At 54.2% G+C, this 15347-nt stretch carries 13 protein-coding genes; 2 read left to right on the top strand and 11 right to left on the bottom strand.

The window, feature by feature from the left end:
- Positions 1-9: 9 nt before the first annotated feature.
- The 6 genes from HP435_RS09135 to HP435_RS09110 all read right to left on the bottom strand — a co-directional run bounded on the left by HP435_RS09135 (position 10) and on the right by HP435_RS09110 (position 7766).
- Positions 10-306: a ferredoxin family protein gene (locus HP435_RS09135; RefSeq protein WP_122963213.1), complete on the bottom strand. Its 297-nt coding sequence runs from the start codon at positions 304-306 to the stop codon at positions 10-12.
- Entirely contained in the window at positions 306-1601 is a 1296-nt protein-coding gene (locus HP435_RS09130; protein ID WP_122963212.1) for an FAD-dependent oxidoreductase, read from the bottom strand. Before HP435_RS09130 ends, HP435_RS09135 begins: the two co-directional genes overlap by 1 nt.
- Positions 1594-2616: an electron transfer flavoprotein subunit alpha/FixB family protein gene (locus HP435_RS09125; protein ID WP_173599786.1), complete on the bottom strand. Its 1023-nt coding sequence runs from the start codon at positions 2614-2616 to the stop codon at positions 1594-1596. Before HP435_RS09125 ends, HP435_RS09130 begins: the two co-directional genes overlap by 8 nt.
- On the bottom strand, positions 2613-3443 hold the full coding sequence (locus HP435_RS09120) for an electron transfer flavoprotein subunit beta/FixA family protein (RefSeq protein ID WP_122963210.1): 831 nt from the start codon (positions 3441-3443) through the stop codon (positions 2613-2615). The genes HP435_RS09125 and HP435_RS09120 overlap by 4 nt, the downstream gene beginning before the upstream one ends.
- Positions 3444-3800: 357 nt before the next feature.
- Positions 3801-6059: an immune inhibitor A domain-containing protein gene (locus HP435_RS09115; protein WP_122963209.1), complete on the bottom strand. Its 2259-nt coding sequence runs from the start codon at positions 6057-6059 to the stop codon at positions 3801-3803.
- Between the two features lie 429 nt (positions 6060-6488).
- Positions 6489-7766, bottom strand: coding sequence for an ATP-binding protein (locus HP435_RS09110; RefSeq protein WP_229049877.1), 1278 nt, complete (start codon positions 7764-7766; stop codon positions 6489-6491).
- A 247-nt stretch (positions 7767-8013) separates the two neighbouring features.
- On the opposite strand from HP435_RS09110, the gene HP435_RS09105 reads away from it, so the two are divergent.
- Positions 8014-9201 carry a M20 metallopeptidase family protein gene (locus HP435_RS09105; protein WP_122963207.1) on the top strand — a complete coding sequence of 396 codons (1188 nt, stop codon included), beginning with the start codon at positions 8014-8016 and terminating at the stop codon, positions 9199-9201.
- A 52-nt stretch (positions 9202-9253) separates the two neighbouring features.
- On the opposite strand, the gene HP435_RS09100 is transcribed toward HP435_RS09105, so the two are convergent.
- The 3 genes from HP435_RS09100 to HP435_RS09090 all read right to left on the bottom strand — a co-directional run bounded on the left by HP435_RS09100 (position 9254) and on the right by HP435_RS09090 (position 12672).
- Positions 9254-10429 (bottom strand): FAD-dependent monooxygenase, encoded by a 1176-nt coding sequence (locus HP435_RS09100; RefSeq protein ID WP_173599785.1) that lies wholly within the window; start codon positions 10427-10429, stop codon positions 9254-9256.
- A gap of 114 nt (positions 10430-10543) precedes the next feature.
- Entirely contained in the window at positions 10544-11458 is a 915-nt protein-coding gene (cysK, locus tag HP435_RS09095; protein ID WP_173596245.1) for a cysteine synthase A, read from the bottom strand.
- A 140-nt stretch (positions 11459-11598) separates the two neighbouring features.
- Positions 11599-12672, bottom strand: coding sequence for a hypothetical protein (locus HP435_RS09090; RefSeq protein WP_173599784.1), 1074 nt, complete (start codon positions 12670-12672; stop codon positions 11599-11601).
- A gap of 197 nt (positions 12673-12869) precedes the next feature.
- Here HP435_RS09090 and HP435_RS09085 point away from each other — a divergent pair, with 197 nt between their 5' ends.
- Positions 12870-13421, top strand: coding sequence for a DUF3267 domain-containing protein (locus tag HP435_RS09085; protein WP_229049876.1), 552 nt, complete (start codon positions 12870-12872; stop codon positions 13419-13421).
- Positions 13422-13507: 86 nt separating this feature from the next.
- On the opposite strand, the gene HP435_RS09080 is transcribed toward HP435_RS09085, so the two are convergent.
- Both HP435_RS09080 and HP435_RS09075 read right to left on the bottom strand, forming a co-directional pair.
- On the bottom strand, positions 13508-14494 hold the full coding sequence (locus tag HP435_RS09080; protein WP_122963202.1) for an ROK family protein: 987 nt from the start codon (positions 14492-14494) through the stop codon (positions 13508-13510).
- Between the two features lie 30 nt (positions 14495-14524).
- Positions 14525-15346 carry a sugar phosphate isomerase/epimerase family protein gene (locus tag HP435_RS09075; RefSeq protein ID WP_122963201.1) on the bottom strand — a complete coding sequence of 274 codons (822 nt, stop codon included), beginning with the start codon at positions 15344-15346 and terminating at the stop codon, positions 14525-14527.
- Between the last annotated feature and the right edge of the window lies 1 nt (position 15347).

Here is a 15347-nt window from a genome sequence, read left to right as displayed (position 1 = left end):
GCCCGCCCATTATCCGAGTCTGAAAATGATTCCGTGGCCGCCCTTCGGGTATTCCCACCGGATGTTTTCGTGCGGACAGCCGATGCGACAGCTCCCGCACTCGTGACAGCCCTCGTAGCCCACATGCATCCGCACTTCTTCCCATTTGTAAACCTCCGCCGGACAAAAGATCGTACAGAGCTTATCCGGGCATTGCGACGCGCACACATCCGCGCTCAATACGTGCAGGTGCGATTGCGTATCTGCCTTGAAGCGAACGAGATACTGCTTCTCTTCGATCGATTGCCCTTTGGGTATTTGCGTCATCACTTCATCACCCTCCATGCATTCATCAGATCGCGCGCCATTTTCCACTTGTCCTTGGCGCTGCCCAGATCGCTCCATATTTTTTTCTGCTTGTTCCACTTCGAGCTTCCGTCCACCGTGAACATTTGGCTGGCTGCCTTGTTCATCAGCGGGATATACTGCTCAAAATATTGCGGGAACTTTTCAAAATGGTGTGTAGCATCCTTGTACTTTTTCAAATCCTGACCGACAAAGCTGTTCAACAGGCTGTCGCGGTACGGCATGAGCATTTTTTCCGAGAAGTCGTTCGCCTCTCTTGCCTGCATAATCGTCTCGGCAGCCATTACCCCCGAAGCCATCGCCATGTTCGAGCCTTCCCGGTGAATCGCGTTGACGAGCTGTGCCGCGTCTCCCACGACGATGACACCGTTTCCGACGACTTTTGGCATCGAGCGATAGCCGCCTTCCGGGATCAGGTGCGCCAAATACTCCTGCTGTTCGCAGCCTTGTATATAGGGGCGGATCATCGGATGGTTCTTGACGTAATCCAGCAGCTCATACGGCTTGAGCTTATGCTTGATCAGCCCGGACAGCATCGTGCCCACGCCGATGTTCAGGCTGTCCTTGTTCGTATAGAGCCAGGCTGTGCCCAGTATTCCCTTGGTCGAGTCTCCAAAAATCTCGATCGTACAGCCGTGATCGCCCTCCAGATTAAAGCGGTCCTCGATGATTTTGCGATCCAGCTTCAATACTTCCATCACGGCCAGCGCAACCTCGTCAGGGCGAAACTCCTTGTGGAAGCCCAGCGATTTTGCCAACAACGAATTGACCCCGTCAGCGAGGACGACCACATCGGCGTAAACATCGCCGTCCGGTCGGTCAGTCTTGATCCCGACGACCTTGCCGTCCTCGACAATACAGGATAACGCCACTGTCTCATTCAGCAAAAGCGCGCCTTCCTGCACCGCTTTATCGGCAAACCACTGGTCGAACTTGGCTCTGAGCACCGTGAAGTTGTTGTACGGCTCCTGCGCCCATTCCATGCCTTTGTAGCTGAAATTGAGCGCCGATTCTTTATCGAGCATCATAAAGCGCTGCTCCACGATCGGCCGCTCGACCGGAGCCTCCTTGTAAAAGCCCGGGATGATATCCTCCATCGTCTTGCGATACAACACCCCGCCCATCACATTTTTGGAGCCGGGATATTCGCCTCTTTCCATCAACAGCACACTGACACCAGCCTTCGCCAGCGTGTAAGCACAGGCTGTTCCGGCCGGACCTGCCCCGACGACAATCACGTCAAATTTTTCAGCCATACGTAACCTCCCTGTCCGGCTCCTTTTGGAACGCTTTCATCAGCAATGGCACGATCTCAAAAGCGTCGCCCACAATGCCGTAGTGACACGCCTGGAAGATCAGGGCATTCGGGTCTTTGTTGATCGCGATGATCAGCCCGGAATTGCGCATGCCGACCAGATGCTGGATCGCCCCGGAAATGCCGATGGCAAAGTAAATTTTCGGCGTAACCGTAACCCCTGTCTGTCCCACCTGATGCGCGTGATCGACCCAGCCCGCTTCGACGGCATCCCTGCTCGCCCCAACTGTCGCTCCGATCGATTCCGCGAAACGGTGGATGAGCTGAAACCCTTCCTTGCTGCCCAGCCCTTTCCCGCCAGCTACGATGACATCGGCTTCATCCAGCCTGACCTTTTCTCTCGTTTCCCGCACGATTTTCAACACTTTGGTGCGAATGTCTTCCTCTGCAAGCTTGATGCTCTCCTTGATGACTTCGCCCGTCCGCATCTGATCCGCTTCCAGTGCTTTCATGACTTTCGGGCGCACCGTCGCCATTTGCGGCCGATGCTTTTTGCATAAAATCGTCGCCATAATGTTCCCGCCAAAAGCAGGTCGGCTCGCTTCCAGCAGTCCTGTCTCCGCATTGACATCCAGCATCGTCGTGTCAGCGGTCAGCCCCGTCTGCAAGTCGGTAGCTACCGCGCTCGCCAAGTCTTTTCCTGTCGTGGTCGCCCCGTACAAAATGATCTCCGGCTTGTGCTTCTCCACACACTCGATGACAGCGCGCATGTACGACTCCGTGCGGTAGTCGGCAAAAATGCGCTGATCGTAGACGTACACCTGATCCGCCCCGTACGGAAAAGCCGTTTGCGCCAGCTCCTCCACGCCATCTCCGATTAAAAGTCCCGCCAGCGGCACGCCGCGTTTGTCCGCCATTTGCCGCCCTGCTCCCAAAAGCTCCAGCGATACGGGCGCAATCTGTCCATCCCGCGCCTCCAGATAGACCCAGATGCCGCGATACTCCTCCAGATTCATGACTGTCCCTCCTTCACACGAAACAATCCCTGTTTCTCCCGGAGGATGTCCATCAAGCGCTCCACTTGCTCTGTCGCTGTTCCCTCCAGCATTTCTCCGCCCTTCGGCTTTTCCGGCGGCCATACTTTCGCGACGATAGTCGGCGAGCCTTTCAATCCAAGCAAAGTCCGGTCAATATCGCCGAGATCGTTCACGGACCAGACAACCGGATTGTACCTGGCCGCCCGCAGCATGTTGGGCAGAGGAGAATACGGCACCTCGTTGATTTCCTTCTCCACGGAAAAAAGACAAGGCAGCGTCGACTGGACAACCTCATGACCGTCTTCCAGCTTGCGGTGAACGATGGCATAGCCTTGTTCCTTGTTCACTTCCACTACCTTTTTCACATTGGTCAGCGGGGGAATATCCAGCCGTCTGGCAACTCCCGGCCCGACCTGTCCCGTATCTCCGTCAATCGTCATCTTGCCGCAGATGACGAGGTCAACCGGATGCTCCTCAGCGATTTTTTCAATCGCCTTCGTGATCGCATAGCTCGTCGCCAGCGTGTCTGCTCCGGCAAATGCGCGGTCCGTCACCAAATAGCCCGCGTCTGCGCCGATCTCGATGCATTTGCGAATCGCTTTTACGGCTGGCGGCGGCCCCATCGTCACCACAGAAACCACGCCGCCATAACGCTGTTTCAGACGGACGGCTTCCTCTACTGCATGCGCGTCATACGGGTTGAGGATCGCAGGCGCACTGGCGCGATCCATCGTGTTTGTCTTCGGATTCATCTTGATGATCTTCGTATCCGGTACTTGCTTGATACAGGCAACGATGTGCAGCATGAACAATCCCCCCTTGCTGCCTGGCGCGGGTTTTTCTGTCGGCCTGTGCAAAGGTTGTCTTTCTTTCGCGCGATTTCCTGCGGGCAGCTTGTCGTTCGTTGTTATAACCTATTGCACCAAAGGCAGGCTTAGACCAGTAAACAGCCGGAATTGCCTTTGCACGGGGGAAAATCCGTTGTCTGCCGCCCCCTCGCGGGCGTGAGCATTCGCCTGGAAGCAGGTGTCGCTTATCGGAAAGACGAGCGATCCGAGATCATGCATTCGTTTCTGGGCATGTTTTTCCGTCTGTTTGTCTACGGCATGCAAAAAGACGCCCGCTGCCAACTCGTGGCTTGCGGGCGTCTTGCTCTTTGCTTCTTACTTTTTCACAGACAGCTCAACGGTTCCTTCGGTAAACTTCTTGGATACCCGTTTCAGCTTGATTTGCAGTCCGATCTCAGGAAGGATTTTACCGATTTCCGGCACTTCCGACATCGTGTAGTCGTCGCCGTCGTCGAATGTCGTTACTCCAGCGAGCGGCTCATAATCCATCGTGCCGTAAATGTAATCGAGATCCATGCCAGATGTTTTGTTCGGGCTGAATGCCGCATCGTTCACCTGGTAGCGGGAGTCTGCGATCGCGTCTTTGTTTCCTTCGTCGTTGTTCCAGTAGCGCACTTCTTGATGCGCGTCGACTACGCCGAGCATGCCGTAGCCTGGATGCTGGCTTGTGTTGTTGTCCTGCGTTTTGCCGTAACGGCCGTCGTAGTACCAAATCACCATACCTGGATCGTAAGTGAAGAACGTATCGTTGCGACGGAAATACTTCAATCCAGCGTCTACGCCTTCGTGAGAACGCAGCTCGATCAGGTAGTACGTGTCGTACATTTTGCCTTTTCCATCAAAGTGCTGGAAGCCGTCCAGCTTGAACTTCGGTTCGCCTTCTGCGTCATCCTCGAAAATAACCTGTCCGTCTCCTTCAACTTCAAAGTTGTCGAGATAGAAACCAGCCATAGCCAGGCCGCCATCTGTCTTGTAGTTGAACTCAACGCGAATTTTCTTGCCGGCAAAATCGTTCAGGCTGATTTTTTCGTGATCCCAGCCTTTCGTTACATCGTCGAACACTTCTACTTCTTTGCTTTCCCCGGTATTTTCATCAATCACATTGACGTACAGGAAGTCGTAGTCGGTTTCAATCGCTCTCCAAGAATCAAAGCTCATGGAAGCCGAGCTTACTCCGCTCAAGTCAATGACGTCCGAAACCATTTTGGTATCGAGATTGTCACCCTCGTCAGAGAAGTAGGAGTAGTCCCCATCTTTTGGCTGAATCGGTGGCTCTTTTTCTACTTGCGGCATGTTGAGCTTGATGACTTTTCCGCCCATTTCCAGGCTGGAAGCGTCAACCAGGCTGACTGTCTTTTTCTTGTTTTCCAAATCTTTGTAGTCAAGCACGCGCGGCGAGATCCATTTGCCGCCGTACATTTGTTGCAGCATCATTTTAGACCAAGGGTCCATTCCGGTCGGTTGCGTTTGGAAAATTTGGCCGGTATGGCTTCCGGACGACATCAAGGACCAAGCCCCTACTGGGGAATCGTGCCCTTGCTTGCTTGTGTCATACAAGTCTGGCAAGCCGAGGTTGTGCCCGTACTCGTGAGCGAATACGCCTGGCGCGCCGTCTTCTGGCTGGATCATATAGTCAAAAGCTTTCAGGCTGGTGCCTGGGATTTCCACCGGCTTTTTCAAAGTCCAGCGATGCGACCAGATTGCGTCTGCATCTTCCCCTGTTTCCTCCCCGATGCCTGCGTGAACAAGCATCAGGTTGTCCAACATGCCATCCGGCTCCATCAAATCCCCGTCGCCATCCAAATCGTACGGGTCGCGTTGGTCGTACTCGTCTTCTTTGCCTGCGATTGCCTCTCCTACTGCGTCAAGCGTTTCCACGACCAAGTCGCGCGGAGCGGAATCGCTGCCGCCGGAGTTGTTTTCGCCATAATACTTGTAGCTTTTCTCAGCCATTTGCCACGGAGTGACTACCCCGTCTACCGTCCAGCTTCTGCCGGATTGCAAGTAGTAGTATTCCGCCATGGTCGTCATGCTGGTGCCTTCTGGCGTCTCGTATCCTTTTTGATTGAACAGCATTTCCTTGTAGTGCTTTTCGTTGAAATCCGCTGTCCAGAGCGTATCGTTCATTTTAGGCAGTTCGTTGTGTTCGCGATCGGAAAACTCAACCAGCGCGATCACGATATTGTCTGTATGTACTCTTTTCGAAGCGCGCAATTCTTCTTCATCTTCAATCTCCGTAACTCGTTGCGCTGCATCCGACAAAGCCGCCAGCTGGGATTTCGTCGCCTTTTTCCCGAAGGAAGAGGATTCGTCTACGCCATGCGGCACTTTCTTGTCTTTGAGGTAATCCTCCAAAGCTTCATTGATTTCATCCTGATCGGCATCCTCATCAATGATCCCTTGCTCAATCAAACCTTTGACCAGCCGGTCGATGTTGACCGTGGACAAGTCCACCTCCAGGCTATGCTTGTCCTCCTTCGATTTCGCCAACCCCGTAGCGGGTACCGCCGCAAATGCGGTTAGCACGAGCGATGATGAAAATAAAATGGATAATAGCTTCTTGCTTTTCTTCACTGCCGTTCACCCTCTTTTTCTATCTATTTTTTGCCGGACTATGATAGAAACCCCCAGTTCCGACTATTCACAATTATTACATGTTTTTTGGTTATAGCCAAAAAAATTCTTTCGACAGAAAATCCTTCATGATCAAAATCATTTTTTCACCTGAGCAATCTGACCCACTTTGACAAATCTTTATTTTTTTTGATTTTTATGCAGATTCTTGTCCATTTGGCTGAAAAAAAGACCACTTCACTTATATGTCTACTGCCAAAAGACGCAGGAAAAAATTGTCGTATTTTGTCTAAATAAGTCGAAATATAATTGCATTTTCCTTACCTGTTACCTTGCATATCACGTTTCCTTTTTGAAAAAAACGCAAAAAGCCATCTCGCACAGATGGCTTTTCCCTCGATACCTTGATGCGTAATAGGCCGGAAAATATCACTTGATCGGCAAGGTCACGGTGAATCTCGTAACGCCATGCTCTGACACGATCTCGATGTTCCCCGCATGTTTGCTGACTACTGCTTGCACGATCGGCAGGCCCGCTCCCCTTGCACATGATTGCGTGGCTGGCTTGGTCGTATATCCTACCGTGAAAATTTGCGCGCGCTGCTCTGGCGATATTTCCGTCCCTGTATTTTCTACTTCAAAAATGTACTGCTTGTCTTCCCGGCGACAAGCAATCCGGATTCGCTTTTCGCCCTCCGCCGTTTCCGCGGCATCGATCGCATTGTCGATCAGATTGGACAATATTTTCACCAAATCGATAGACGGAATGCTCTCGAAAGGGTCGGGACATTCGGCAAATTGCATGACAATCTGTTTCGACTTGGCCTGCTCCCATTTCGTGTGGAACAAAACCATCAACGCCGGGTTGGCGATCCGCACCGTAAGATCAAGCAGCTTCGTCTCCTTTAACAGCGATTGAATGTAATCGCGTGCCTTGTCAAAATAGCCGCACTCGATCAAACCGTACAAAACTTGCATATGGTTGACAAAGTCGTGGCGAATCGAACGAATCGAGCTGATGACGGAGCGCAGCTCATCCTGATAATGCTCCTCTGTCTCGCCAACGGCTGCTTTAAGCTCCCGGCGATACCAGCGCTGCAACCCGAGGATCAGCACGATCAGCACGACGACGAACAGCCCGTGAAAAACAAAGACAGGCGTGCTGTTTCGAACGACCTCTTCGCCAATCCCTTCCACCATCGCCATGTCTGTGTCGACGCCAACGATGCCTAGCAGCTGACCGTCTTTTCCGACCAGCGGCGCACCGGCCGACATGTAAACGCCGTAAACAGGGTCGCGGATGATGTCGGAATAGTAGGATTGACCCGTGCGAATTTTGGCAATCTGCTCTGCCGTCACATAGCAAGGATCGCCAATCTGAAAAGGAAGCGTCCGATCAGGCGGATAGGCCACGACCATGACTTTGCCGCCGTTTCCATCCTCGTTGATTTGCATAATGTACGAGTAAAGAATCCCGAATTGCTCTCGCGCCTGACTAAGTTGGGTACGAATCGACTCATAAGCCGGGTTGTCCTTGGCAGGGTGCTGCAAAAATTGCTCATAGGCGGCAATATCGATTCGCTGCGCCACCATCGCCGCCGTCTTCATGCTCTGATTGGCAATCGAAAGGCGGACCGACTGCATCGTATTGTAATAAGAGCCTGCGATGCTAAGACAGGTCATCGTCAAAAACAGGACGCCTGACATCAGCACACAAATCCAGACTCTGCGATTTTTTGTAAAGGATGTTACCATTTTCTCCTCTGCCGTTCTCTCATTGACGTGTCACTCCCTTATCCATTCTAGTCGATTTGTTTCAAAGCTGTCCACCTGCGCTCCCCTCTTGACAGACATACTTTCGCACAACATAGATTGCAAACTATTTTGACTTCTTTTTATAATAAGGAGACTGCGAATTACCAATCTGTTTCCACCGTGAAAAGGAGTGGGTCCGATGCAAGACAAAATGTTTGCCCGTTTACAGGAAATTTACCCGGAGCTGGTTTCATTCAGACGCGATCTGCATATGTACCCTGAGCTTTCCTTTAAAGAAGAAAACACGGCAAAGAAAGTAGCGGACAAGCTCGCTTCCTTTGGCATCGAAGTAAAAACCGGAGTAGGCGGCCTGGGCGTCGTCGGCTACCTCAAGGGTGGAAAACCGGGAAAGACGGTCGCTTTGCGCGCCGATTTTGACGCTTTGCCGATTCAGGATGAAAAAGAGGTTGAGTATAAATCGCGGATTCCCGGCGTGATGCACGCATGCGGCCACGACATTCACACAGCCGGCTTGCTCGGTGTCGCCCAAGTTTTGAGCGAGTTCCGCGATGAGCTGCCAGGTACAGTCGTGTTTCTTCATCAGTTTGCCGAAGAGCTGCCGCCTGGCGGAGCGAAATCCATGGTCGAAGCAGGCTGCCTGGAAGGCGTCGATGTCGTCTACGGTGCCCACGTCGCTTCTGATTTGCCAGTTGGCGTCGTCGGCATTGCAAAAGGATACGTCACAGCCGCTGCTGACAGCTTTGAAATTGTTTTGTACGGAAAAGGCGGGCATGGCGCTTCCCCGCACACTTCCATTGACCCGATCGTCCTCGGCAGCCAGATTGTGATGAATCTGCAACAAGTGGCGAGCCGCCAGATAGACCCGCTCAAGCAAGTCGTGCTGTCCGTCTGCTCGTTTAACGGTGGCGGCGAAGCGTACAACGTCATTCCCGACCAGGTGCGCCTGAAAGGAACCGTCCGCACGTACGACGAAGAAGTTCGCGTAGCGGTTGAGCAATCCATGCGCCGCATCGTGGAAGCGAGCTGCCAGGCTGTCGGCGCGACTTGCGAAATCAAGTACGAACGCGGCTATCCGGCTACATGGAACGATGAAGTGGAAACGCCGCTCGTGGAAGCAGAAGCGAAACGTCTTTTTGGCGAAGAGCGCGTCATCCAGATGCCACCGATCATGGGGGGAGAAGACTTCGCCTACTACGCGCAGGAACGTCCAGCTACTTTCTTCATGACCGGCGGACGCAATCCGGAGCTTTTGGCAACCTATCCGCACCATCATCCCAAGTTCGATGTGGATGAGCGTTCCATGATTCAAACGGGGCAACTGTTCATCGGAGCACTGCTCGCGTACCAGGCTCGTCATCAAGAATAATCCGCTCTACAAAAAAGGCAGGGACTTCAGGCTCCCTGCCTTTTCCTATTGGCTATACTTCATGGCGGATGATCCATTCCAGACGCCTGCTTTGCATGCCAGGCGGAATCGTTTTCAGCAACCAATTGCGCACGGCGATTGCCAACGGATTTTCCCACTGGGTAACATAGCCCATCAGACGCGAGCCGCGCACGATCGCATGTGCCCGCTTTTTCCGCTGCTTCTCGTAGTGGACGAGAGCGGCTGGAATATCCACGTCGGCAGGCGCAAGACAACGTGCCAGCACAAGCGCGTCCTCCAGCCCTTGCCCTGCTCCCTGCCCCAGATTCGGCAGCATCGGATGTGCGGCATCGCCCAAAAGGCTGACCCTTCCCGTACCCCACCGTTTCAACGGCAGTCGATCGTAAATGTCGTGCCGCAAAATCGCTTCCTCCGGCGTAGCGGCGATGACGGCGCGGACAGGCTCGTACCAGTTTTCCAGGCGGCGCAACGCCGCGAGCTTTCGTCCGATCGGCGGATCTTTTTCGCCTTCCGGGGCATTGATGGCAGCGAACCAGTGTATCCGGTTGTGACCGATATGGGAAAAACCGAACCGCGCTCCACTCCCCCACGCTTCAAAGCCGCCGCCCGTTTCCAGCGGATAGCGCGCATCTTCATACCGGGCGATTCCGCGAATGGCCGTATAGCCGGAGTAGCGCATCTTTTCCGCGCCAAACAACAGCTTGCGCACGCTGGAGTGAATCCCGTCCGCACCGATGAGGACGTCTGCTTCCGCTGTCGTGCCATCGGCAAAAGACGCTTGGACCCGCTCCGCTTCCTGCGAAAAAGCGGTCAGCTTTTTGCCCAGAACCAGCTCTTGCTCGTCCACCCTTTCGCGCAGCGCTTGTTGCAAGTCTGCGCGGTGCACAAGGTAGCTGTCCGCCCCGCAGCGCTCGGCTTGACGTGCGACAGGCAGCTCGACCAGCACGTTTCCTTGCCAATCGCAAATGCTCGCCTTGCGGACGGGTGAACCAAGCTCCCGGACGCGTTGGCCCGCTTCCAGCTTGTCCAGTGCCTTCATCGCATTGGCAGCCAGCACGATGCCTGCCCCGATACCTTTTTGCTCCCTGGCTTGCTCATACAGCCTGACCTGCCAACCTGCCTGTTTCAAGGCAATCGCCGCCGACATTCCAGCCAACCCGGCCCCGATGATCATCGCTTTTCTGTCTTTGTGCTTGCCGTTGGTCATGACTTTTTCTCCCGTCAGTAAGACTTTTCCAAATCATAACATGGCAAGCGACCAGGGCATACGAAAAAGCCGCTTTTCCATCGAAAAGCAGCTCTCTCGCTTGTCGCCTGTCTCCTAGAACAAGTTCATGCTCAAGTAACGTTCACCCGTATCCGGCGCAATGCAGACCACCCGTTTGCCTGTGCCCAGTCTTTTGGCAATCGTGATCGCCGCAAATACAGAAGCTCCTGACGACGGGCCGACCAAAATGCCTTCCCACGCGGCGAGCTTGCGCATGCTGTCCAAAGCTTCTTCGTCGGCGATCTGGATGATCTCGTCGTAAATGTCCGTATTCAAAATGCGCGGAATAAACCCGGGACTTGTGCCGACCAGCTTGTGCGGCCCCGGCTTGCCACCCGACAAAACAGGCGAACCTTTTGGCTCCACGACGGCGATGTACAACCCGGGAACCTCTTCGCGCAGCACCTCGCCCGTCCCTGTAATCGTCCCGCCTGTGCCCGCCGTCGCGACAAAAGCATCGAGCTGTCCTTTTGTCTGGGCCAAAATTTCCCGGGCTGTCGTGACGCGATGAATGTCCGGATTCGCCGCATTTTCAAACTGCTGCGGAATGAAGCTCCCTGGGATTTCCTGCTGCAACTCCTTCGCTCTGGCAATCGCGCCTGGCATCCGCTGTTCACTCGGCGTCAGCACGACTTCTGCCCCGTATGCTTTCAAAATGTTGATCCGCTCTTTCGACATGTTATCGGGCATGACCAAAATCGCCTTGTAGCCTTTGGCTGCCGCGTTCATCGCCAAACCGATTCCCGTGTTGCCGCTCGTCGGCTCGATAATCGTATCCCCGGGCTTGATCAGCCCCTCCCGCTCCGCTCTGGCAATCAGATTGTAAGCAGCGCGGTCTTTGACGCTCCCGGACGGATTGAACTTTTCCAGTTTGACCCACACCTCTGCCGCTCCCTCGGGAACCATCCGGTTCAGGCGAACGCAAGGCGTATTTCCAATCAGCTCGGTGATATTTTGGTAGACGTTCATAAAAACCTCCCGGACAAAGCCAACTGGCTGGTGTATACGAATAAGCATAATACAATTAAACCGATCTGAAAACAGCAAAAAAGCCCGTTCCCTGGTGCACAGCCGCACCGTGGCAACGGGACTTGATCTGTTTGCGCGCTTTAGAAGCCGTACTTGGCCTTGGTCTGTTGCAGCACGTTTGCCGCCTGCTGATAGAGCTTGTTCGCAGCAGTCTTGCCGCCGCCTTGCTCTTTTTCCAGCGCAGCCAGCCGCTGCTTCGCCTGATCGATTGCGTCGGTGCCTGCCTTGATCGCCGCCTGCAACGCTTTTTCGCGATTAGCCGCGTCCGGAGCATTCGCCTTGATCTCTTCCCAAACCGTCTGCGTGTCCTTAATATCCGTTTCCAGGACGGCAATCAGGTCTTGCATGCTTTGCTTCTTCTGGGCGATTGTGCTGTCCATCGCATCCATCCCGTCGACCAGCACCTTCATGCTGCCGAGCGTCCCGGCCATGACGTCATACTCCATTTTGCTCAAACTAGGCTGCTTGGAGTAGGTAGTCAGCTCGTCCAACAACCCTTGCAGCTCAGCCGTCTGGTCTTTGGAAAATTGAATCTCGTCTGCGAACTGGATTTCCTGCAAATATTGCGCGCTCTCCTGCAAGTCAGCCGCGAGCTTTTCCGTCCGCACGACTTTGTTCGCAAAAGCCACCCGCGCCTCTTCCTTGGCTCGCTGCTCCGCCAACACTTTTTTCTTCTGCTCCGCTTCCAGCTCGACGCTTTTCGTCCAGGCGGCAAGCTTGTCGCTGTAAGCCTGGTTTGTGCTGGCAACAAGCTTGGTTTCCTGTGGCTCTCCTTGTGCGAGTGAACCTGTAATCAAAAGGCCGTCCGCACTCAGCTTGGCCTGAAGCGGCCCAACCGACTCAGCCGTCTTATCCGCAGATGCGGACTTCGGCTGAAGCGTCAGCGCATCGCCTTCCCGCGTCCCTGTAAAAAGGCTTGTCTCTGTTTGCAAGCGAGGAACCGTATCCTCGACTAGCAGCTTGGACAACGTGATTTCGACGTTGAGTTGCTCCTGTTCCGGCGTCACCTTGGCGTACACCATCCGGCTCTGGTCTGCGTACAAATAGCCTTCTGCCAGCGCGATCGGCATAAGCGCGCGATAGCCCCAAAAGCCCAAAGCGCAGACGACCAGCAACGCTATTATTCCTACGATCCGTTTGTTTTTCCCCTGCATACCGCGACCCCTCATCCGCTTTTTCTGTTTCTTTTGACCCGCTTTTACCAGTACGTACCACTATTTCATCATACATGAATCATGACCCTCAGCCATATGAGTCGAAAGGCCAAATCCATGAAAGCTTTCCGAGCTTGAATTTGAACTATTGCAGCTTGCCGCGCTATACTACAAGTATATCACCAGAGGAGGCCAGGTTGAAATTGGAAACGAACTATGTCCAAAAGCAAGTCGTCTTGCAACCATGGAAAGCCAACCTGTTTGCTTGTGTTTGCCTTCTCCTGTTTGTTCCGGCCGCTTTGCTTTTCTATCAAAAGGCGGTGACGTTCTCGGTATCTCTCAGCGATATCGGGCTGTTTTTTGTAGTCGTTCTCGGCGGAATCATCGTCCATGAAGCTGTGCACGGAGTCGGCTTCATGCTCAGCCGCCAGGTTGCTACATCCGATATCCGCTTCGGGGTAATGTGGCGCAAGCTTGTTGTTTACGCCTGCTGCCTGAAGCCGATCTCTGTGGGCAGCTATCGGCTTGCTGTCGCCCTGCCGGCTTTGCTGCTCGGTGTGTTGCCCTTTTTCTTGGCCTACTTTTTCCAATCGCTGTTTTGGTACGTGTGGAGCATCGTCATGCTGATCGGCAGCTTTGGCGACTTCTACATCTTGTGGACGCTCCGTTCTTTTTCCAAACAGACACGCATTGCCGACTCGCCAGACAGCATCGGTTACGTAGCTTACCTGCCCGAATCAAAAGCGTGATTTCATCTGCCATGCCAAAAAGCCGACGTCCATGCGGAACCGTCGGCTTTTTTATGCGGCTTGTCAACTCGTTTTGTTTGCTACACCTATACCGCTACCTGTTTGCGTGCGGCAGGGAAATACAGCCCGGCTGCGCCAAGCACGCCCGCCTCTGCTCCCATCGTGGTGAACTGGAACGTCGCCTGGCTCGCCATCCGGGAAATGCAGCGCTGGCGAATCACCCGCTCTGCTTCCTCCAGCAAAATTCGGCCGTTTTTCATGACGCCTCCGCCGAACACGATCACCTGCGGATTGAACAGATGAATCAGGTTGGTCAGGCCGACACCGAGGTAGTAGCCTGCCTGCTTCATCAAGCTGATGCTCAGCGGATCGCCGCTCTCTGCCTGCTCGCCGATCTCCTTGGCCGTTATGCGCCCGAGCTCGCCCTCGCAGACGGTTCGCAGGGAGCTTTCCGCGCCAGCTTGCAACTGTTCCTGCGCCATTTTTGCCAGCGCCAGTCCCGACACGTAATTTTCCAGGCATCCTCTGTTCCCGCAAGCGCACAGCGGCCCTTCCGGATCGAGCGAGATGTGGCCGAACTCGCCTGCACTGTCGCCAATGCCTGTAATCAGCCGCCCTCCGCTGATGATCCCGGCGCCCACTCCCGTGCTTACCGTGACGTAGATGAGATCATCGGTGCCGCTGGCGCTGCCGAAGGCCCACTCGGCAACGGCTGCCGAATTGGCGTCGTTGATCAGCTGCACCGGAACGCCGAACCGTTGGCCGAGCTTGTCGCCGATCGCCACATCGCTCCAGTTCAAATTGCTTGCAAAAATGACCATTTGCCGGTTTGTATCAATGATTCCGGCTGTAGCAATTCCAATTCCGCGTATTTGCGAGATGCCGACACCGCTGTCCGCGAGTACGGACGAGACGAGATCGCCAATTCGCGAAATGACAATCTCAGCCGCGTCCTCTTTTTGTGTCGGAGCGTTCGCTTGGCTTAGGATGCTGCCATTCTGGTCGACAATCGCGGCGATGACTTTCGTGCCTCCCAGGTCAATCCCGATGGCATATGGTTTCTCTTGGGTCATCGTGTGACTCACATCCTCGCTGTCTGTTCTCTATTTGAAAATAGCGTCGAGCGCCTCGGAGGTCGAAGCGACCAGCTGCTCTGGCTTGTAGGCATACGGCGAGATTTCCGGGATGATGTAGCCGCTGTACCCGATCTCGCGCAGCGCCTCTGCCACGCGCGCCCACGGAATGTCGCCAGCCAAAAGCGGCACAAATCCGGTAATGTTGCCCGTCGTCGTCTTGAAATCTTTGACGTGAATCGCCCGGATTCTTTTGCCGAGAATGCGAATCCACTGCTCGGGAAAACCGAATTGCAGCACATTGCCGACATCGAAGTAAGCGCCCACCCACGGGCTGTTCACTTCATCAATCAACCTGGCCATTTCCAGCGGGCTGAGCAAAAATTTGTTCCAGACGTTTTCAATCCCGATATGCACTTGCTTGGCTTCCGCCGTTTTCGCCAGTCGTGTGAGCGCTTCGCGTGCCCGCTCATACGCCGTGTCGTACGATACTTCCGGTGTCACCAGCCCTGGCACGACCAGAACCGTACGTGCTCCAAAAACGCTTGCTGCCTCAATCATTTTCTCGACGACCTGGATGCCTTTTTCCCGCACTTCCGCATCGTTATGGGTGAGCGGGTACTTCCAGAGGAGCGCCGTCGAGACACTCGGCAGCTCCAATCCATACTCGCGAGCCAGTTGCGCCAGCTTCGCCAGCTCGCCCTCCGTCATTTCCAGATGCAAGGGCGCGTCTCCCTCGTCGAGATTCAACTCGACGCCTTTGTACCCGTACTCTTTTGCTTGCTGAAAAATATGTTCTGCGCGGCTTTCTTTCGGAAAGCACCAAGCGTTGATTCCTTTTTGAAAAGACATG

It is taken from the genome of Brevibacillus sp. HD3.3A (genome assembly GCF_013284375.2).
In the GTDB taxonomy this organism is placed as follows: domain Bacteria; phylum Bacillota; class Bacilli; order Brevibacillales; family Brevibacillaceae; genus Brevibacillus; species Brevibacillus parabrevis.
The sequence above is the reverse complement of the archived record's forward strand: the minus strand, read 5'-3'. Positions and strand labels throughout refer to the sequence as shown.

Bases quoted from the DNA above. Each gene is read 5' to 3' on its own strand.
- HP435_RS09135 (WP_122963213.1), bottom strand. From the start codon at position 306: ATGACGCAAATACCCAAAGGGCAATCGATCGAAGAGAAGCAGTATCTC.
- HP435_RS09130 (WP_122963212.1), bottom strand. From the start codon at position 1,601: ATGGCTGAAAAATTTGACGTGATTGTCGTCGGGGCAGGTCCGGCCGGA.
- HP435_RS09125 (WP_173599786.1), bottom strand. From the start codon at position 2,616: ATGAATCTGGAGGAGTATCGCGGCATCTGGGTCTATCTGGAGGCGCGG.
- HP435_RS09120 (WP_122963210.1), bottom strand. From the start codon at position 3,443: ATGCTGCACATCGTTGCCTGTATCAAGCAAGTACCGGATACGAAGATC.
- HP435_RS09110 (WP_229049877.1), bottom strand. From the start codon at position 7,766: ATGTCAGGCGTCCTGTTTTTGACGATGACCTGTCTTAGCATCGCAGGC.
- HP435_RS09105 (WP_122963207.1), top strand. From the start codon at position 8,014: ATGCAAGACAAAATGTTTGCCCGTTTACAGGAAATTTACCCGGAGCTG.
- HP435_RS09100 (WP_173599785.1), bottom strand. From the start codon at position 10,429: ATGACCAACGGCAAGCACAAAGACAGAAAAGCGATGATCATCGGGGCC.
- cysK (WP_173596245.1), bottom strand. From the start codon at position 11,458: ATGAACGTCTACCAAAATATCACCGAGCTGATTGGAAATACGCCTTGC.
- HP435_RS09090 (WP_173599784.1), bottom strand. From the start codon at position 12,672: ATGCAGGGGAAAAACAAACGGATCGTAGGAATAATAGCGTTGCTGGTC.
- HP435_RS09080 (WP_122963202.1), bottom strand. From the start codon at position 14,494: ATGACCCAAGAGAAACCATATGCCATCGGGATTGACCTGGGAGGCACG.
- HP435_RS09075 (WP_122963201.1), bottom strand. From the start codon at position 15,346: ATGTCTTTTCAAAAAGGAATCAACGCTTGGTGCTTTCCGAAAGAAAGC.